Annotated in this window: 16 protein-coding genes; 12 read left to right on the top strand and 4 right to left on the bottom strand. The window is 60.9% G+C overall.

Annotated features, from left to right (window positions below; all coding sequences use genetic code 11):
* Window positions 1-164 precede the first annotated feature (164 nt).
* Entirely contained in the window at window positions 165-1,598 is a 1,434-nt protein-coding gene (locus AC50YL_RS08500; protein WP_494830979.1) for a Kelch repeat-containing protein, read from the bottom strand.
* A 298-nt stretch (window positions 1,599-1,896) separates the two neighbouring features.
* Between AC50YL_RS08500 and AC50YL_RS08495 the strand changes: the two genes are divergently transcribed.
* The 6 genes from AC50YL_RS08495 (at window position 1,897) to AC50YL_RS08470 (ending at window position 8,468) form a co-directional block, all read left to right on the top strand.
* Complete coding sequence (locus tag AC50YL_RS08495) at window positions 1,897-3,225, top strand: glycoside hydrolase family 140 protein (RefSeq protein WP_494830977.1); 1,329 nt, start codon at window positions 1,897-1,899, stop codon at window positions 3,223-3,225.
* 192 nt (window positions 3,226-3,417) lie between these two features.
* Window positions 3,418-4,821, top strand: coding sequence for a beta-ketoacyl-ACP synthase III (locus AC50YL_RS08490; RefSeq protein WP_494830975.1), 1,404 nt, complete (start codon window positions 3,418-3,420; stop codon window positions 4,819-4,821).
* A 6-nt stretch (window positions 4,822-4,827) separates the two neighbouring features.
* Window positions 4,828-5,292: an iron-containing redox enzyme family protein gene (locus tag AC50YL_RS08485; RefSeq protein ID WP_494831217.1), complete on the top strand. Its 465-nt coding sequence runs from the start codon at window positions 4,828-4,830 to the stop codon at window positions 5,290-5,292.
* The gene (locus AC50YL_RS08480) at window positions 5,289-6,239 is read left to right on the top strand and encodes a DUF6999 family protein (RefSeq protein WP_494830974.1); all 951 of its coding nucleotides are present in this window, start codon (window positions 5,289-5,291) and stop codon (window positions 6,237-6,239) included. Before AC50YL_RS08485 ends, AC50YL_RS08480 begins: the two co-directional genes overlap by 4 nt.
* Window positions 6,240-6,298: 59 nt before the next feature.
* Window positions 6,299-7,144, top strand: a complete 846-nt coding sequence (locus tag AC50YL_RS08475) for a DNA-primase RepB domain-containing protein (RefSeq protein WP_494830973.1) — start codon at window positions 6,299-6,301, stop codon at window positions 7,142-7,144.
* 280 nt (window positions 7,145-7,424) lie between these two features.
* Window positions 7,425-8,468: a cation diffusion facilitator family transporter gene (locus AC50YL_RS08470; RefSeq protein WP_494830972.1), complete on the top strand. Its 1,044-nt coding sequence runs from the start codon at window positions 7,425-7,427 to the stop codon at window positions 8,466-8,468.
* Window positions 8,469-8,531: 63 nt separating this feature from the next.
* Here AC50YL_RS08470 and AC50YL_RS08465 read toward each other — a convergent pair whose 3' ends face one another.
* Window positions 8,532-8,861 (bottom strand): YrdB family protein, encoded by a 330-nt coding sequence (locus AC50YL_RS08465; protein WP_494830971.1) that lies wholly within the window; start codon window positions 8,859-8,861, stop codon window positions 8,532-8,534.
* Window positions 8,862-9,158: 297 nt separating this feature from the next.
* Between AC50YL_RS08465 and AC50YL_RS08460 the strand changes: the two genes are divergently transcribed.
* Genes AC50YL_RS08460 through AC50YL_RS08440 form a run of 5 tightly spaced genes read left to right on the top strand, consistent with a single transcriptional unit; the run spans window position 9,159 to window position 15,077 of the window.
* A complete protein-coding gene (locus tag AC50YL_RS08460; RefSeq protein ID WP_494830969.1) occupies window positions 9,159-10,433 on the top strand; it encodes an ABC transporter substrate-binding protein in 1,275 nt (424 codons plus the stop codon).
* A 24-nt stretch (window positions 10,434-10,457) separates the two neighbouring features.
* A complete protein-coding gene (locus AC50YL_RS08455; protein ID WP_494830967.1) occupies window positions 10,458-12,290 on the top strand; it encodes an ABC transporter permease in 1,833 nt (610 codons plus the stop codon).
* Between the two features lies 1 nt (window position 12,291).
* A complete protein-coding gene (locus tag AC50YL_RS08450) occupies window positions 12,292-13,431 on the top strand; it encodes an ABC transporter ATP-binding protein (RefSeq protein ID WP_494830965.1) in 1,140 nt (379 codons plus the stop codon).
* Window positions 13,428-14,186: a PHP-associated domain-containing protein gene (locus AC50YL_RS08445; protein ID WP_494830963.1), complete on the top strand. Its 759-nt coding sequence runs from the start codon at window positions 13,428-13,430 to the stop codon at window positions 14,184-14,186. The genes AC50YL_RS08450 and AC50YL_RS08445 overlap by 4 nt, the downstream gene beginning before the upstream one ends.
* Before the next feature lie 54 nt (window positions 14,187-14,240).
* Complete coding sequence (locus tag AC50YL_RS08440) at window positions 14,241-15,077, top strand: MurR/RpiR family transcriptional regulator (RefSeq protein WP_494830961.1); 837 nt, start codon at window positions 14,241-14,243, stop codon at window positions 15,075-15,077.
* A gap of 165 nt (window positions 15,078-15,242) precedes the next feature.
* Here the strand turns inward: AC50YL_RS08440 and AC50YL_RS08435 are convergent, their stop codons facing one another.
* Window positions 15,243-15,773, bottom strand: a complete 531-nt coding sequence (locus tag AC50YL_RS08435) for a P-loop nucleotide/nucleoside kinase family protein (protein ID WP_494830959.1) — start codon at window positions 15,771-15,773, stop codon at window positions 15,243-15,245.
* A 152-nt stretch (window positions 15,774-15,925) separates the two neighbouring features.
* Between AC50YL_RS08435 and AC50YL_RS08430 the strand changes: the two genes are divergently transcribed.
* Window positions 15,926-17,041 carry a hypothetical protein gene (locus tag AC50YL_RS08430; protein ID WP_494830957.1) on the top strand — a complete coding sequence of 372 codons (1,116 nt, stop codon included), beginning with the start codon at window positions 15,926-15,928 and terminating at the stop codon, window positions 17,039-17,041.
* 217 nt (window positions 17,042-17,258) lie between these two features.
* On the opposite strand, the gene AC50YL_RS08425 is transcribed toward AC50YL_RS08430, so the two are convergent.
* Window positions 17,259-18,149 carry a helix-turn-helix transcriptional regulator gene (locus AC50YL_RS08425; protein ID WP_494830956.1) on the bottom strand — a complete coding sequence of 297 codons (891 nt, stop codon included), beginning with the start codon at window positions 18,147-18,149 and terminating at the stop codon, window positions 17,259-17,261.
* Window positions 18,150-18,215: the final 66 nt, after the last annotated feature.

Raw genomic sequence — 18,215 nt, 5'->3', positions numbered from 1 at the left:
TTGAAATGCGGGGTTCAATAGCTGCGGGAATCAAAAATGCAGGACTAAACATGCTGGAATCAATATAAGCAGGAACCCATTGCAAAAGAGGGTGGACCGGCCATGGGCCGGTCCACCCTCTTTTTGTTGCGCCACGCCCGATGCATGCTCGGCATATGCCCGCGTTACCCGCGGGTCCGGCTCGATATCCATCCGAAGCCGGGCGCCATCCTCGGGCGGACCGCGGAGCTGTCCTCCGCAGTCGCCCGGCGCGACGCGTTCACGTCCGCCGCGTACGAGATTCGCTGCGTCCAGGTTTCCGCGGACAGGCCAGTGTCGTTGTAGCCTCCGAAGAGAACCGATTGGCCCCTGCGGGTATCATATGCCATGGCGGCCAGGTTCAGATCGGGCAGATTCGCTGTCGCCTGCTCCGTCCAATTCGACCCGTCCCACAGCCACACGTCCTGCTTGGGCGCGTAGTTCGCTTCGCCGCCGACGAGGATCGTCTTCCCGCCGATCGCGTCGTAGACCATGCTGGCGAACACGCGCGGCGATGGGGATAGCGCGGGCGTTCGCAGGGTCCATTTGCGTCCGTCCCAGGTCCAGGTCGCATTCGCGTGGTAAGGAGGCGCGTCCGTGTAGCCGCCGAAGAGCACCGCCTGCTTGTTCTTCTTGTCGTATGCCATGCAGGTCCGGTGCGAACTCGCCGGCGATTCGTTCGGATCGGCCGGCGTCACGTCGCGCCAACCGGTTCCGTTCCAGATCCAGGTGTCCCGCAAGGCGCCGCCGGGTCCGAATCCGCCGTAGAGCAGCACCTCGCCGTTCCCGATATACGCCATCGCGAATTGGATGCGCGGGGAAGGACAGCGCGCGCGGACGCGGGACTCCGGGCCTGGGCCAGCATCCGTAACCGCATCGATGCGCTTCTCCGGGCCTGGGCCAGCATCCGTAACCGCACCGACGTGCTTCTCGGTGCCCGCGCCAACTTGCAAGCCTGCGCAAGCGTTCGCGGCGATGCCCGTCACCAGGCTAGCGCCAGCGTGCGTGCCCGCGGCGATGGCCGCCGCCATGCTTTTGCCAGTATCGGTGCCTGCTGCGACGCGCGTCTCCATGCCCGCGCCAATGCCCGCACCGGCACCCGTCTCCATGCCAGCGCCCGTGTCCGCCGACGTCGCATCGTTCCACTTCGCCCCGTCCCACAGCCAGGTCTTGTTCGCGTAGTCCAGGTTCTCGCCGCCGAACAGCAGCATTCCTTTTCCGGGGCCGGCGTAGACCATTCTGCCGTATTGGCGCGGCGCGGGGGAATCGCCGGGATCGCCGGGCGTCCTGTTCGTCCACCGCTCCCCGTCCCACGTCCAGGTATCGTTCATCACGTCGCAGTCGGCATCGGCGCCGCCGAACAGCACGGTCTCGCCGGTTTCTTCGTTGTAGCCCATGGCCGCCGCGAACCGCGCGGCCGGCTGCGGATCGGCCGCGAACGTTTCTTGCTTCCAGGGCGATCGGCTGAACGCTTCCGCCGCGGCCGGAGCCGCTTCCGCAGGCGTGACCTTTGCCGATCCTAGCAGGTCCAGAATAAACGCCGCGAGCCGATGTTTCCCTGCTTGTGCATGCAGCTTCATGAATGCGACCACCTCGTAATCCAAGTTCTATGCTAGGTTCACTATAGCGCCCGCCTATGAAAGAATAATGAAAGAATCGGACGGAAGAGGGCCGCGGACCGCGCCGAATCCGGGGCTCGGGGCGAGCCCGAACGGCGCCCTCGCCCGCGGCCGCGACATCAAACGCGGGTCATAAAAACGTCATGTCGGTCATGTTTGACGATTTTGCGCCTCGCCGGACCCTTTTATAATGGAGCTATAAAGCCTTGGCCAAAGAGGGGAAGCGCGGCTTCGTCCCCGGGAAGAAGGCTTCTTTCAGATGAACAGGAGCGTGGAGCGGATGATCAAGGCATTGGCGCTATCCAAGACCCGGGATTATTTCACGGAGAACGGCGGCGGGACGTTCCTGCTGGCGGATACGATTTGGTTCGCGTTCTCCCATATGACCTTGGAGGAATGGGATTATTACCTGAACTATCGCCGCACGCAGGGCTTCAACGCGCTGCAGCTCGGCATCCTGCCGATCACGAACGACGCCAGCGAGTCGAAGCTGAAGCTCAGCCCGTTCGCGTTGACGGCGGAAGGCCATTACGACTTCGAACGGATCGACGACGCCTACTTCGACCGCGCGGAGCGGATGGTGGCGATGGCCGCGGAGCGCGGATTCCGCTGCTCCATGATCGTCCTGCAGCATAATTACGTCTCGGAGGATTGGGGCGCGGCGATGTCCCCTTGGACGGTCATGCCCTTCGCATGCATGGAACGGTACGTCGCCTACGTGACGAAGCGATTCGGGCCGTATCAGCCGGTCTTCATCGTGAGCGGCGATTCGACCTTGCCGACGGAGACCGCGAGGTCGTATTATTTGCGGGCGCTGGCGATCATTAAGGCCATTAATCCTGCTATCATGACGACGATGCATACGCGCCATGACGTGGAGATGCTGCCGGAGTCGTTCCTGCATAACGACCAGCTGGATTTTTATATTTATCAATCGGGCCATCATCTGCACGGGCAGAAGTGCGCCTACGAATACGCGCAGCGGTATTGCCATAGTCCGGTAAAACGGCCGGTCATCAGCGTCGAGGTGTGCTATGAAGGCCATGGCCATGCCGATACGTACGGCAGATTCACGGCGTTCGACGTCCGCAAGGCGATGTGGCAGTCGATCCTCGCCGGGGCGAAAGCCGGCATCGCGTACGGCGCCCACGGCTTATGGGGACTTCACGTGAAGGGCGCGGCGTTCAATAACGAGCGGTTCTCGAGCGTCCCTTATGACTGGCAGACGGCATTGCGGTTCGGCGGCGCCTGGGATGCGTCGTTTATCAAATGGATTTTCGACCGGTACGCGCTGTACGATATCGAGCCCCGTCTTGGCATCCTGAACGAGAGCGAGAAGAAGCGGGACGAGATCCGGATGGCCGTTTCCCCCGGCGGGGAGAAGGTCGTGATCTACGCGCCGTACAGCACGGAGATTCTCGTGGACCTGGATATTACGGCATATGAATTTACCATGGTGAATCTGACGGAGCGGTTGTTCGGGGTTCCCGCGGCCAAGCGGGACGGCCGGCATTCGGTTATCGAGATGCACGATTTCAACTCGGATGTGCTGCTGATCGGAGTAAGAAGGGATAGCCGAACCGATTAATCATGATGACGAGAAAGCCTGATATCGCGTCACTGCGAACCCGGCCCGCCTGCGAACCCGGCCCGCCTGCGAACCGGGTTTTGCCTTTGCCCGCCAAGGGTACCAGACAAAGATGGTACTAGGCATCCGGGGCGTTCGTGCCGATGATTAGGGCACGCAGCTACCTGCGATTACGGGAATGGAGGCATGCCCATGAACACGTCCGTCTATATCACGAGCATCGGCAAGTTTCTGCCGGGCCAGCCGGTCGGCAATGACGAAATCGAAGATTATCTCGGCCGGATCGGCGGAAAGGGTTCGAGGTCGAAGCGGCGGATGCTCGAACAGAACGGCATCCTTTACCGTCATTACGCCATCGATAAGAATCAGAGGAGCTTGTACTCGAACGCGGAGATGGCGTCCTACGCGATCCGCAACGCGCTGGACCGGAGCGCGGAGGCGCTGGAGGACAAGGTCGGGTTCCTCGCCGCGGCGACGACGCAGGGCGACCTCCTCGTGCCCGGCTTCGCCAGCATGGTCCATGCCGAGAGCGGACTGCCGGCGATGGAAGCCGCCACCCATCACGGCGTATGCGCGAGCGGCATGCATGCGCTGAAGAACGCCTTCCTGCAGGTGCGGTCCGGCGAGCACAAAGCCGCGGTCGCGTGCGCCAGCGAGTTTCCGAGCCGCGCGTTCAAGCATGAACGATTCGAGGCGCAGGCGGCTTATGCGAGCCAGCCGCTGCCGTTCGATACCGATTTTCTCCGCTTCATGCTCTCCGACGGCGCGGGCGCGGCCGTGCTGCAGGACCGGCCGTCGGCGGCTGGCTTATCGCTGCGGATCGAATGGATCGATAACCGCTCGTATGCGGACCGCTACGAGGCCTGCATGTACGCGGGCGCGAACAAGGAAGGGAGCGCGTTCGGCTCCTGGCTCGATTATCCTTCCGTCCGCGCGGCGGCGGATGACGGAGCGATGAACCTGAAGCAGGATATCCGGCTCGTGAACGAGATGCCGAAGGTCGGCGTGAACCGGTTCTTCGAGCTCGTGGAGGAGGGTCGGGTCGACCCTGCGGCCGTCGATTGGATGGTGTGCCATTATTCGTCCCATTTCTTCCGCGACGAGATCTTCCGGCTGCTGCGCCTCGGCGGGATGACGATTCCGGAGGAGAAATGGTTCACGAATCTCTACGCGAAAGGAAACACGGGCGCGGCCTCGATCTATATCATGCTGGAAGAGCTGCTGAACGGCGGACATCTCGCTCCGGGCGAGCAGGTGCTGTGCATGGTGCCCGAGAGCGGACGATTCCAGACGTCGTACATGCTGCTGACCGTCGTGGGGTCGCATTCCCTCGAGCAGGGCAGCCGACCTGCGATCGAAGAGCGTCCGCCGGCGGCGCCGCAGCTCGATTACGACCGGACGAACGACGTTCAAGAACGGCTGGTGCGCCAGCTCGTGCAGGCATGGATCGATTTCGAGCAAAGGCTGGCCCGCGTTCCCGTCATCGATAAGCTGTATCGCCATAAATTCACGCTGGACGATTATAAGTCGCTGATGGAAAACATCCGCCAGCAGGTCATCGACGGTTCGCAGTGGATCGCCCGCGCGGCGTCCTAGGTCGCGATCGAGCATATCGATCTCCGTTCGGCGTTCATCGCCCATGCGCGCGACGAGCACCGGGACTACGAGCTGCTGGAGCGGAACTATGCCGCCGTCGGCGGCGAGCCGGCCGCCATCCGGTCCGGGGAGAAGAACATCGGCAGCGAGGCGCTGTCCGCCTACCTGTTCCAGCGGGCGAGCCGCGACAACCCGTACGACCTCATCGGCGCGATGTGGATCATCGAAGGGCTCGGCTGCCGGATGGCGCGCTATTGGGGCGAGCTGATCCGCGACCAGCTGCGGCTGAGCGACGAGCAGGTCTCGTTCCTGCTCTACCACGGCGATGCGGACGAGAAGCATTTCGAACGGCTGGAAGCGGTCGTGCGGCATCCCATGTTGACGGCGGACATCGCGGCGCGGATCGTGAAGACGGCCAAGACGACGGCGCGCCTGTACCTGCTGCAGCTGGAGGAGCTGGGGAACGCATGAGGAGCGACAAGGATTACTTCGACGGGATGCCCCATGACAGCAACGATCCCAATCCGTTCCTGGCGATCTATCTCGACCGGAGCATCCCGTTCGACGCGGAGGCGAAGGCGGCGTACCTGCGGGACTGCGCCAGCCGTTCGCGGCAGTTTCTGCTGCCCGTGCTGCGGCCGTTCGCGCGGCTGCTCATCATGCTGCTGCAGGCGTATAAAATCATCGTGCCGAAGGCGCTCACGTCCTCCAAGCTGCTGCACCGGGTCCTGTACCTGGGCATGCGGACGTTCGTCAGTCCGAGCGCCAACACCATGATTTTGCGGCATTTCTACCTGGGCTCGGAGGTGCTGCGGTTCATTCGCGACAACGTGCCGGACGCGGACATTCCGCTCCATCCGCTGAAGCCGACGAATCTGGAGCCGGTGAAGGAGGAGCTGTTCCTGGTCCATGACCTCAACCTGTACAATTTCGTCATCAACCTGAACCGCGAGCTGCAAAGCAAAGGCATCGAGGTGACGAAGCGGGAGCGGCTGAATTTCGACGGCATCGCGTCGACGCCGATTCCGATCGAGCCCATGCCGAAGCGCTGGACCAATTTCCTGGACCTGACGACGGCGATCGAGTGCTTCACGCCGGTGTATCAGCTGTTCCTGACCGATAACGATTTCTGGCGCGCGACCAATTCGCTGCAGCTGGACGAGACGATCGGCATCCTGGCGTCCAAAATCATCGGCAGCAACGACCGGCTCGCCCTGATCAACAACAAGCATCCGATGGTGCCGCTGACGACGCTTCGCGCAGGCTTCCGCCTCGTCCTCCACGGGCTGGCGACGGAGCAGCTGCACGCGCTGCTCGTGGAGCTGAAGCGTAAGCAGGCGGAAGAGGATCGGCGAATAACCGTTTCTCCCCTGAATACGGGTACGGGCGACCACACGGGCGGCATCGCGGCCGAATAAGATTGTTTAAGGTCATTAACGGCGCGTGTCGTCAGCCTAATTCAGAGGGATGTGATTCCGTGGAGCAGCGATTGCATCTGCATGCCAGCCGCATGCGGCTGCGTTCCCGTCAATTCCGGCAATTTATCAGGAAGCTCGGCTGCAAGAGAGGCCAGACGCTGTATTTTACGCTCGTCCACGACACGATGGCGCGCAAGCCCGTCCTGCCCGTTTCGCGGAGCAAAGCGCGGGCGATGACGCTGCACAAGCCGATGAACCAGCTGGAGCGCCGGCTGTCGCGGATTACGCTGCTGACCCGCGCGAAGAAGCCCGTGCCGTTGATGCGCAAAAACGACGCCGGCTACGCGGTGTTCATGACCGTGAACCATCGGCGGCAGGCGGGCGGCGACTTCCAGGCGGTTCGCGCGCATTTCATCGACGTCGACCTCAATAAGATCGCCGAATGGCTGTCTACGAGCGAAGAAGCGGAGCGCCGCATGCAGGAGCTGCAGGCGGATCCCGTGGAACAGGTGGAATCGGTCACGGTGACGCTCACCGGACAAGGGCGTTACCGGCTGCTCGCCCAGCGGGGTAGACGCAGGGTGAGGCAGCTGAAACGGAAGTTTCTCGCCAAGCACCGGAAGCGCGTCCGCGGCGCGATGATCGTCGAGACCAAGAACGGCTTCCACATCTACTGGCCCATCCGCCAAGGAACGATCGGCCGGTTCGTTTCCATCCAGCAGGCGCTCGTCCGCAAATTCAACTCCGATCCCAAAATCACGGACCTCGCCCGCGTCATGCGCGTGCCCGGCTTTTACCACCGGAAGAACCCCGCCAGCCCTTACCTCGTTCGCGTGAAGCGCTGGGGGAGGAAGCGGCCGTTTACGCAGGCCGAGCTCATCCGGAGACTGTCTTTATCCTTATGAGCATCCGCCGACGCGGCGGCGCTGCGGCCCGAATACGCGGAAAAGGCTTCGCGGCGCGATATGCGCCGCAAAGCCTTTTCCGCATGCGCGGATGAAAACCGTCGAGGAACGGATGGGAAAATAACCTCTTGGCCTCCATTATTCTTGAATGCCAGGACCCCGTTATGCTACACTTCATGCATGAATACTTGCTCATATATTAATGATAATTATTACGATTCGGGGAGCCGGCCATCGACTGCCTTGCCCATATCCCGCATAAGTAAAGGGGAATCTCCTGATGAGCCACAGCCATTCGCACGGCCATGATCACGGCCACAGCCACGGCGACGTCTTCCATTCGCACGCGCCGATCGGCAAAATGAAGCAGGCGTTCTTCCTCAGCTTCGTCATTCTCGCCGTGGAGCTCGTCGGGGGCTTCATCTCGCACAGCCTGGCGCTGCTGTCGGATGCCGGGCATGTCCTGACCGACATCGCGGCGATCGGGCTGTCCTGGTACGCCATGCGTCAGTCGCTCAAGGCGCCTTCGGAGGGCTACACGTTCGGGTATCACCGCTCCGGCATTCTGGCCGCGTTCATCAACGCGGTCTCGTTGATCCTGATCGCGTTCGTCATTCTATGGGAGGCCGTCCAGCGCTTTCAATCCCCGCAGGAGGTCGGCAGCACCTGGATGTTCATCGGAGCGGGCGTGGGTCTGATCATGAATTTGTACCTGGGGCTCGGGCTGAGCAAGGAAGACAACGTGAACGTCAAAAGCGCGGTGCTGCATATGCTGGGCGACGCGGCGGCTTCGGCGGGGGTCATCGTCGGCGGGATCATCATTCATTTCACGGGCTGGTACGTCATCGATCCGATCCTCAGCGTATTGATCGCGCTGCTGATCGCGGTCGGCGCGGTCGGCCTCGTCCGCGAAACGATTCGCATCCTGATGGAAGCGACGCCGAAGGACGTCCATATCGGGAAGGTTGCCGATACGATCCGTTCCGTGGACGGCGTTCACGGCGTGCACGACCTGCACGTATGGAGCATCACCAGCGGCAAAAACGCGCTGTCCTGCCACGTGACCTTGGACGGCCGCACGACGATCGAGCGCAGCCAGACGATCCTGCGGGAAATCGAGCATCGGCTGCTGCATCTGGGCATCGGGCACTGCACCGTGCAGATGGAGGACGACAAGCACCCGCACGCCGACACGGTGCTGTGCTGCGACGCGGAGCCGGCGCATGAGCATGGGCATTCGGGCCATGAGCACGAACAGCATGCTCATGGCGGCGGGCAGCAAGGTCACGAGCACCACGGCCGCGAGCAAGGTCGCGAACATTAAGCGACAGCGCCTCTCCTGGATCAGGAGCAATGGAAGCCGAACGTCCTCCGCGACGTTCGGCTTTTAACGTTTCAATGCGCGCGACAGCACCACTTCGACGATGGCGACGAGCAGGAACAACGTGGCCAATTTATGCTGTCCGGCCAGATACAGGACGGCGGCGGCCGAGCCGAAGACGATGAGCTGGAGCACGAACCGGATCGGCGCGGAGACGGGGATGGAGGCCTTGGGCGCGATGAAGCTCCCCCACAGAACCGCGACGAGCACCGGCGACCCGATTCCCGTCAGCACCCTCACCCAATGCTCGGCACCCTTCAGATGAAAGCCCCAGTAACAGAAGGCCGCAAGCGCGCACAGCTCCAAGAGAAAGAAGATCAAATCGATCAGAATCATCCCGAATCCTCCTATAATGACTTCCCTATTGTAATCGTATTCGAGGCCGCCGGTTTTAGCAATGAAATCGCTATCGTCCGGAGATGGCCGTTATTCGGAGGTTCCGTCGGCGGAGCGGCGGCATGCGGAATGAATGAAATGGATATAAAATTATCATTTTTAGTAAATAAATAATTTTTTACCAAAAATCAATGTTCCCGTAACATGCTGCTTACATTCCGGCCCTATAGTCATGAAGGGAGAAGAAAACCAAACAGATGCGGCCGTGCGCCCATCGCTTAGGAGGATAACATGAAGATGTTAAACCGGCTACATACGAATAAGCCCGCGAAGGCGGCCCTCGTGCTCGCGTCCGCGATCCTGATCCTGACGGCCTGCGGCCAGACGAACGATGCCGACGGCGCGAACGCGGGCGGCGGCAATAACGCAAGCGCGAACGACGGCGGACAAGCGGCGAACGGTACGGCGGCGGCCGGCAACGAGGCGGCAACGAACGGTACGGCCGCAGGCGGCGACGCGGCGGACGCTTCGGCATCGGCGGATTCGGCCGACGCCTTGTACGCGAAAGCAAAGGAAGAAGGCAAGCTCATCGTATACTCCACGTCCGGACGCGCCAACGACGCCGCCGAGACGTTCATGAAGCAATATCCCGAGATCAAGGTCGAAGTGAGCAAGGTCAAATCCGACGAGATCCTGGACAAAGTGACCAAGGAACAGGATGCGGGCCAGTTCAACCCAGACGTCATCATCACGAAGGAAGTGAGCGGCGCGGTCGAGGAAGAGATGGTCAAGCCGGGCCGGTACCTCAAATATTTGCCGGAAGACATCGCCCCGATGGTGGACGAGCCTTACCGCACCCAAGCGGAGGCCTATGCCAACTACGTGGAATTCCGGACGATCTTCTATAATGCCAAGCATTACGCGGAAGTGCCCGTGAAGAACTGGTGGGACCTCACGACGCCGGAATTCAAAGGCAAGGTATACACGGCCGATCCGCTCAGCTCGCCGGCATTCATGGACTTGTTCACGACGATGGTCGTCAACGGCGATGACATGGCCGCCGCGTACAAAGAGAAGTTCGGCAAGGACATCGAGCTGCACGGCACCGAGAATGCCGGCTACGAATATATCCAGGAGCTGTTCGACAACGGCCTGATCGTGCTCAAGGGCAGCGACGACGTGCTTGACGCGATCGGCAAGGCGGACAGCGACGCGGTCGGACTCGCGGTATCGGGCGACGTCTCCAAGAACGAAGAGAACGGCTGGACGATTCAACCGATCTACGACATCAAGCCGAAGACGTCCGTGCCTGATTCCGGCTACTTCTTCCTCGCGAACAAAGCGCCGCACGAGGCGGCCGCGAAGCTGTTCGTCCGCTGGATGATGGGCGAGACCGACGGCAAGGGAGCGGGCCTCGATCCGTTCAACGAAGTGGGCTCGTGGGTGCCGCGTTCCGACGTGCAGACGAAGAACGACATTCCGTACGAGTCGCTGAATCTGTGGGCGTTCGACGGCGAAGCGCTGTACAATACCGCGCCGAAGGTGCGCGACTTCTGGATCAAGCAAAAGTAATTCACGGCAAGGGTGGAGAGAGCATTGGCGAACATACCGGCGCCGGAGGGCCGTCGTCACCGGACGCGGTTGCATAACCGAACCTTGAATTGGCTGCGTAATCCCGTTCATTCGATCGGGGCTGCAGCCCTTCTCTTTTTGGCCTATACGATCGTCTGGCCCGTTCTGAAAATCGCGTACACGACGTTCGTCTGGCGGCAGCAGGACGTTCGCCTGACGGGCGCCGCGAATCCCGGCCATTTCACGCTGTATCACTGGACGCGCGTGCTGGCCAGCGACATGAGCGCATCGCTGTTTTACAAGCCGATCCTGAATTCGCTGGCCGTGGGCGCGACCGTCTCGGCGCTCTCGATGGTCATCGGATGCGGCCTGGCGTGGCTCGTGACGCGGACGGACATCCCGCTCAAGCGGACGATCTCGTTCCTCGCGGTCATCCCGTATCTGCTGCCGGCCTGGATCCTGTCGCAGGCGTGGCTGACGTTCTTCAAGAACGGCAAGATCGGCGGCACGCCGGGTATCATGCAATCGCTGCTCCACGTGTCGCCGCCCGATTGGCTCTCGTACGGGTTCGTGCCGATCGTGGTCTCCCTGTCGATTCACGACAGCGTGTTCTTTTTCCTGATCGTCGGCGCCGCGCTCAGCTCCATGAACAGCCAGCTCGAAGAGGCGGCGAGCGTGGCGGGGGCAAAGCGGCTGACCGTCCTGCGGCGAATCGTCATGCCGCTCGTGCTGCCTTCGATCCTGTCGGGGTTTATCCTGATCTTCACGAAGGCGATCAGCTCGTACGGGGTACCGGCGCTGCTCGGCACGCCCGTGAATTTCTACATGATCTCGACCATGCTCTACTCCAGCATGCGCTCGCGGCTCACGACGGAGGCGAACGTGCTCAGCCTGACGCTGATGCTTATCTCCATGCTGACGATCTACCTGAACCAGCGGGCGGTCGGACGCCGGCGGAGCTTCGTGACCGTCACCGGCAAAGGCAGCGCGCGAACGTTGACGCCGCTCGGCTCGTGGCGATTCCCGGCGGCGACGGCGGCGGCGCTGATCATGGCGGCGGTCGCGGTCGTGCCGCTGCTCGTGCTGCTGGCGCAGTCGTTCATGCTGAAGGAAGGCGTCTACAGCCTAAGCAATTTCACGACGCATTATTGGTGGGGCGGCTCCGACCCGGATATCAACACGGGGGAGAAGGGCGTCATGCGAAACCCGATCTTCCTGCTGGCGCTCAAGAATTCGCTCTATATCGCGGGAGCGGCGTCCGTCGTGGCGGCCGTGACCGGGCTGGTACTCGGCTATATCGTGGCGCGGGGCAGGCAGTCGTGGCTCGGGCGGGCGGTGGATCAGGTCTCGTTCCTGCCGTACCTCATTCCGGGCGTCTCGCTCTCCGCGCTGTACATCTCGATGTTCGCCAAGCCGACCTTGTTCATCCCGGCGCTCTACGGCACCATCGGGTTGCTCATTCTGATCACCGTCGTGAAGGAGCTGCCGTTCACCGTCAAAGCGGGCAGCGCCGCGATGATGCAGATCGGCACGGAGCTCGAGGAGGCCGCGCAGCTCGGCGGCGCCTCGTGGCTGACGCGGTTCCGCCGGATCCTGCTGCCGCTGAACCGCAAGAGCCTCGTCTCCGTGTTCCTGCTCGTGTTCATCGGCGCGATGAAGGAGATGGAGCTGATCATCATGCTCGTCACGCCGCGGACCGAGACGCTGACGACGCTCACCTTCTATTACGCGGAGAAGGGCTACGAGCAGCTGACCAACGTGATTCTGATGATCATCATCGCCATCGTCGTCGCGGTGTACGCCGTGGCGGTCAAGCTCGGCAAAGCGGACCTGACGCAAGGGATAGGAGGTCAATGACATGACGGCAATCGAATTGAAGGACATTCACGTGCGCCTGCAGCGGAAGCAGGTGCTGGACGGGATCGATTTGACCATCGAGCAGGGGGATTTCATCACCTTCCTCGGTCCGTCCGGCTGCGGCAAGACGACCTTGCTGCGCACGATCGCGGGGCTGCAAAAGGCGGACGGCGGCACGATCCGGATCGGCGGCCGCGAAGTCGCGAACGGGGGTACCGACTATCACCTGGAGCCGTCGAAGCGGGGCCTCAGCCTCGTGTTCCAGAGCTACGCGCTGTGGCCGCATATGACGGTGTTCGAGAACGTGGCGTTCGGCTTGCAGGTGCGCAAGCTGGGGAAAGCGGACGTTAAGCGGAGCGTGCAGGCCGCGCTGGACAAGATGCGGATCCCGGAGCTGTCGGGCCGGTATCCCGGCGAGCTGTCCGGCGGGCAGCAGCAGCGCGTGGCGATCGCGCGCGCCATCGTGACGCAGCCGGATATCCTGCTGCTCGACGAGCCGCTCTCCAATCTCGACGCGAAGCTGCGGGTGGAGATGCGCGCCGAGCTCAAACGGCTGCATCAGGAGCTGAACACGACGATCGTCTACGTCACCCATGACCAGCACGAAGCGCTGTCGTTGTCGACGCGCGTCGCGGTGTTCTTCGGCGGCCGCATCGTGCAGACGGACAAGCCGCGGCAGCTGTACAAGCATCCGCGGACGCTGCAGGTCGCGGATTTTATCGGCAGCGGCGGCCTGCATGCGAACCGCCTGGAGGGCGTCATCGCGCAGGAAAGCGGACAGGCCTGGCTGAAGACGTCCGTCGCGGCGATCGCGCTGGGGGACTCTGGACTTGCGGCGCCGAAGGAAGTGGTGCTGACGATCAAGCCGGAGGACATCCGGCTGTACGACCGTCAAGGGCCGGATCGCGTGGCGGCCGAGGTGGAGGCGGTGTTTCCGTCCGGGGCGGAGACGCTCGTGCAGTTGAAAGCCGGGGGAGCCGCCATGATGGCGCGCGTCATCGGCGACGCGGACTATGAGCCGGGGACCGTGCTCTACGCGGACCTGCGCAAGGAACAAATGAATTTTTACGACAAACGGACGGGCATGCGGCTGGAAAACGTCGCGCCGATTATCGAACCTACTGGAGGATACGCATCATGAAAATCGATTTTCACATCCACGTGAAGCTTTCCAAGAAAACGAACTTCGAGCTCGAGCATTTCGCGAGCATGATCGACGAGGCAAAGGCGCAGGGATTGAACGCGATCACGCTGACCGAGCATTTCAACACGCACCGGTTCGAGGACGTGTACGGCACGCTCGATACGCTGTACCCGTGCAACGATCACTATTATAATGTAGATGGCTTTCGCATCTTCACGGGCATGGAGGTCGACGTCGCCGAAGGCGGGCATATTCTGGTTAGCGGGCCCAAGGACAAGCTGCTGGAGGTACGCGCGGCTTTGGACGGCCATACGGCGCCGGACCGTTTCATCGGACTCGCGCGGCTGTTCGAGCTCTGCGAGCCGCGCGGCATGATGGTCATCGGCGGGCATCCGTTCCGCGAATCGAACCCGCTGTGCCATATCGACCGCGAGCTGCTGCGCCGATTTGACGCCTTCGACTTGAACGGCAAGGATCTGCACGAGATCGGCATTCAGGAGAACATCGCGAAGGTGCTGACGCTTGGCGAGGAGCTCGGCGTTCCGGTCGTGGCAGGCAGCGACGCGCATCAGATGTTCCAAGTGGGCTGCGTATACAATGAGTTCGCCGGGCAGTTCGAGACCATCGCGGAGCTGAAGGCCGCGATCCGGGCGGGAGCGTACAAACGCGTGCTGTCGCCGTCGCTAGATCTGCAGGTGCGCGCGGCGAATCTGGTGAAGAAGCTGCTTAAGAAGAAGAAGGAAGTCGTCTGACCGCGTTGCGATCGGGACGATACACGCAGCGCAATCGGAAGCGGGGGAATCGGCATGGAAGCTTTTTTCACGGGCAGGAAATTCACGCGAGGCCATCAGCGCCTCGCCGATTATATAAGCAAGCACATGGACGATATTCCGTTCATGGTCGAAGAAGACTTGGCGCAGGCTTGCCAGGTCAGCATCTCCACCGTCTCGCGGTTCTGGGGGGAGATCGGCTGCCGGAACCTGAAGGATTTCAAGCAGCGGGTGAAGGACGAGGTGCTGCTCTCGCCGAGCCGCAAGCTGCAGTCGGCGTTCGCCAAAGTCGGCGGCGAGGATGGCGCGGGCGCGAGCGTGCTGGCGACGGCGGATTACCTGCGGCAATCGGCGGACCGTCTGGAGCAGTCGGCATTCGACGCGGCAGTCGCCTTGCTGAGCGAGGCGGGAACGGTGCATATCTACGGACCGGGCTCGGCCGAGTCGCTGACGGCGCTCATGGATTTCCGGCTGACCCGGTTCGGCTTCTCCGTCCGGCGGCTGGCACGCGGGGGGCATGAGTTGTTCGACCAGCTCATCCATGTGCGGGAGGGGGACGGCATCGTCGTCTTCGGCTTCGTCTCCGAATCGCCGGAGATGGCGGTGCTGCTCGATTTCGCCAAGGAACGCGGCTGCCGGACGCTGCTCATCACCGATCTCGTCGTCAGCGACATGCTGGCGAAGGCGGACGTGCAGCTCTACTCGGCCCGCGGCCAGCTGTGGGAGTTTCACTCCATGGTGGCGGCGGTCGCCGTCATCGAGACGCTCATCGTCGCGGTCGGCAAGCAGCGGGAGCGGCAGGCGCTGCACAACGGCGAGGAACTGCACCGGCTGCGCCGGCAGTATCAGAAGTGGCTGCCGAAGAACGTTTAACGGGGTGAATGCCGGGCGAGGAACCCGCGGGTAGGTCGGTCGCGGCCGTCAAGCCAAGCGAGCGCGTTGCCGAGCTTCTCCGTCAATGAAAAAGCAGCGGTCTAAGACATCTAAAAAGTCTTAGGCCGCTGCTTTTTTGAGGCGCAGCGTTCTGTAGGCAAAACCTTATTCATTTAGATACGCCAATACCTCATCTATGTATGTAACAAGGAAGCATGACGTATCCACAATCAAATGGCGAGCTTCGACAGGTCTCTTCATCCTGCTGTTTTCAACGGTTAATAAAGTACCCCTAACCTCATGAGGGACCTCGGAGACTTGGCTGATCAAGCGATCGCGGGTTTTCAATCTCCGATCCCTTTCCTTATTGTCACTCAGAAAGCATTCCACGTATTTATAGTTCGCTTGATATTTCTGAGATAGCCTCATGCCTTTCTCTATTAGCTCGGCATATAAACACGGACTATCCAGAATCACGTTATGACCTGACGAAAGATAATACTCGACCAATGACCAATCGACATCATAGGCTATTTTTCCTGCCGTTTTGGGATCGAGCGCGGCTTCCATCGCATGCATGAACGCCGATTTAACGATGTCGTGATCAACAACGACGGCACCTGTGTTTTTTGATATTTCCTTCGCTAGCGTAGACTTTCCGGAACCGGGGTAACCGGACATTTGCAGAAAAAACATCACTATCTCCTCCTGCTATAATAAGGGCGCCTTTATTTTACCATAATCATACATATGCCGTTCCTACAGCCATGGAAAATGGATCGTTAGAGGAATATCATATTTTTCCTAATATGGTATGTTTGTATCAAACGTCCATAGGAGGTAATACGATGAATCGCCGGTTTATCCTGCTCGTTTGCGGATTTTTGGTGCTAACGCTGCTACTGCCCTTCCAGGCTGCCGCCGCCGGGGCCGGCTCCGAAACCTTGCTTAACCGGTTCGGAGGGACGATACTCGACTTTGACGGAAGCCGTATCGTTTGGGATCAAAGCGGAAACAAGGTGCTCTGGCAGTACGATCGGACGAACGGAAAAAACGTCAAGATTTACGATGCCACAGGGTCCGATTACAATATAGGCAAAGCAAGGCTGACGGCCGAGGGCGTGGTGTTTTCCTTGGACGGATGGCCCCTGCGGACGCAGTATTGGAAGGACGGCAACGTTCGGCAGATCGGGGAAGGAAAGGCATTCTATGATGCCAAAGGGAATTTCGCGGTTATGGGCGATACGGTCGCGAATGTAACTACGGGCGAATCCCGTTCCTTGCCGAGCAAATATTATTTGAACGGCGGCTTGGATCTGTCGGCTAACGGAATGGCGGTGTACACGTCCCCGACTTACATATCCAACCTCTACCAGTCGTTTCCCGACGGTGCGACGACGATATCCGTGCCGCCATCGCCCAACTACTTTACCTACTCCGGGGCGCTGACGGACGGAAAAAGCACCATCTACCAAGTACTCATGTGGTATAGCCACAGTTATTCCAAGTGGTCGCTTCGCGTTCGCGGCGCCGATGGCGGGATTACCTCGTTGGCCATTAATCCGTGGGACGCGGATTATTTTGAAAACCCGAGAGAATCGTACCAGATCAACAACGGCTGGATTGCCTACAAGGAGTACAACAAGGAAATCGATCGTTGGATCTTGTACGTCCGCTCGCCGGAGGGCGTGACGAAACAGGTGTACGTCACGCCGTTCTGGTGGGAATGGAGAAGCGTGCCCTTGTCTATCAAGCAATTGGGAGCGGACGGCACGTTAGCCTATGCGTATAAAGGCACCACCTATATCTCTTCGCCGGAGGGCAAGCAGCTATACGCTTCCGGCAACCAGGGAGAGGTCGCGTACCGGGAGCATGTCTTCGCCGGCCCGGGAGGAAGCGAATACAGATACGGCTCATGGTACCGTCTTGACGGCGCTTCGTTGTACGGCATTCGATTAAACTGATGCGGTCGGAAACCATGGCAGAGACAAATAACGAACATCCCGCGAGCCTGCGCTCGCGGGATGTTTTTTGCGTGTCGCGAAGGACGGCTGCCGAACCGGATAGGGAGCATGAAGGGGCATGACGACAGCCGACGGTTCATTGACGGTGACGGCGATCGGTGACGACGAGACAAGCTTTCTCCCGATCGCTTCGCCGAGAACCGAGCCGCGCGTTCGTCTATTCCACGCCCGGCGCCGCGCCTTCCGGCCGTTCCCGGCGCGGATTCAGCCGATACTGCTTCGGGCTGACGCCGTAATACGCGGTGAAATGGCGGGTGAACGGATGGATCGACGGGTAACCGAGCCGCTCGGCGATCGCCGTGATGCTGAGCTCGCTCTCCTGGAGCAGGTGGAGCGCGCGTCTCATCCACAGCCGGTGCTGGTACGCCTTGGGCGTCATGCCCGTCTCGCGCAGGAACAGTTCGTGGAAATACGTCCGCTTGAGACCGCATAGCGTCCACCACTGCTCGACCGTTTCGCGGCGCTCCGGGTTCGTCTCCAGCTGCTCCAGCAGGCGGAGAATCCGGTAATCCCGCGGCTGGCGCGTATGGACGGCGTTATGCCAGCTGAGCATCCAGGCGTACAGCAGGCTGTTGACCGTCTCGTTCCGGTAGAGGCTCAGCTCGTTGTTCAGCCGCACGATATGCAGGAACGCATCGTACAGATGCGGATAAGGCTGCAGCGAGAAGGCGCCAGGCAGGGCATCCAGCTCGGCGCAAGGCTCCGTCGCCGCCGTTTCGGGCAGCCGGAACGGGTTCGGCGCGTAGATAAAGGTCCGGTGCAAGGACACGGGAGCGCGGTTATCCCACAGGTCGCAATACAGGTTATGGGAAGCGAGCGGATGCTCCGGCGAGATATGGAACGCATGCGGCTGGCCGGGACGAAGAAAGATCAGCGTGCGCTTCTCGATGGGGTAGCGCGCGCCTTCGATCTCCATCTCGCCCGGTCCGTCCGTGAAGAGATGGAAGGCATAGACGCTGCAGACGCGAAGCGCCTCGTTGGAGCTTCCGTCATAGCGGTAAGGCATGGAATCGCCGACGAACGGCGTCAGCTCCGCCAAGGTTTTCATAACGCATTCCTCCGCGAACATGGTAGTCATATCCGGACGAGAATACCGGATGAATCGTCAACTTTT

This window comes from Paenibacillus sp. J22P277 (assembly GCF_059383675.1).
This window is presented reverse-complemented; position numbering and strand designations above follow the sequence as displayed.

Excerpts from the sequence above, each read along its gene's own strand:
- AC50YL_RS08500 (WP_494830979.1), bottom strand. The coding sequence starts at position 1,598 with ATGAAGCTGCATGCACAAGCAGGGAAACATCGGCTCGCGGCGTTTATT.
- AC50YL_RS08495 (WP_494830977.1), top strand. The coding sequence starts at position 1,897 with ATGAACAGGAGCGTGGAGCGGATGATCAAGGCATTGGCGCTATCCAAG.
- AC50YL_RS08490 (WP_494830975.1), top strand. The coding sequence starts at position 3,418 with ATGAACACGTCCGTCTATATCACGAGCATCGGCAAGTTTCTGCCGGGC.
- AC50YL_RS08480 (WP_494830974.1), top strand. The coding sequence starts at position 5,289 with ATGAGGAGCGACAAGGATTACTTCGACGGGATGCCCCATGACAGCAAC.
- AC50YL_RS08470 (WP_494830972.1), top strand. The coding sequence starts at position 7,425 with ATGAGCCACAGCCATTCGCACGGCCATGATCACGGCCACAGCCACGGC.
- AC50YL_RS08465 (WP_494830971.1), bottom strand. The coding sequence starts at position 8,861 with ATGATTCTGATCGATTTGATCTTCTTTCTCTTGGAGCTGTGCGCGCTT.
- AC50YL_RS08460 (WP_494830969.1), top strand. The coding sequence starts at position 9,159 with ATGTTAAACCGGCTACATACGAATAAGCCCGCGAAGGCGGCCCTCGTG.
- AC50YL_RS08450 (WP_494830965.1), top strand. The coding sequence starts at position 12,292 with ATGACGGCAATCGAATTGAAGGACATTCACGTGCGCCTGCAGCGGAAG.
- AC50YL_RS08445 (WP_494830963.1), top strand. The coding sequence starts at position 13,428 with ATGAAAATCGATTTTCACATCCACGTGAAGCTTTCCAAGAAAACGAAC.
- AC50YL_RS08440 (WP_494830961.1), top strand. The coding sequence starts at position 14,241 with ATGGAAGCTTTTTTCACGGGCAGGAAATTCACGCGAGGCCATCAGCGC.
- AC50YL_RS08435 (WP_494830959.1), bottom strand. The coding sequence starts at position 15,773 with ATGTTTTTTCTGCAAATGTCCGGTTACCCCGGTTCCGGAAAGTCTACG.
- AC50YL_RS08430 (WP_494830957.1), top strand. The coding sequence starts at position 15,926 with ATGAATCGCCGGTTTATCCTGCTCGTTTGCGGATTTTTGGTGCTAACG.
- AC50YL_RS08425 (WP_494830956.1), bottom strand. The coding sequence starts at position 18,149 with ATGAAAACCTTGGCGGAGCTGACGCCGTTCGTCGGCGATTCCATGCCT.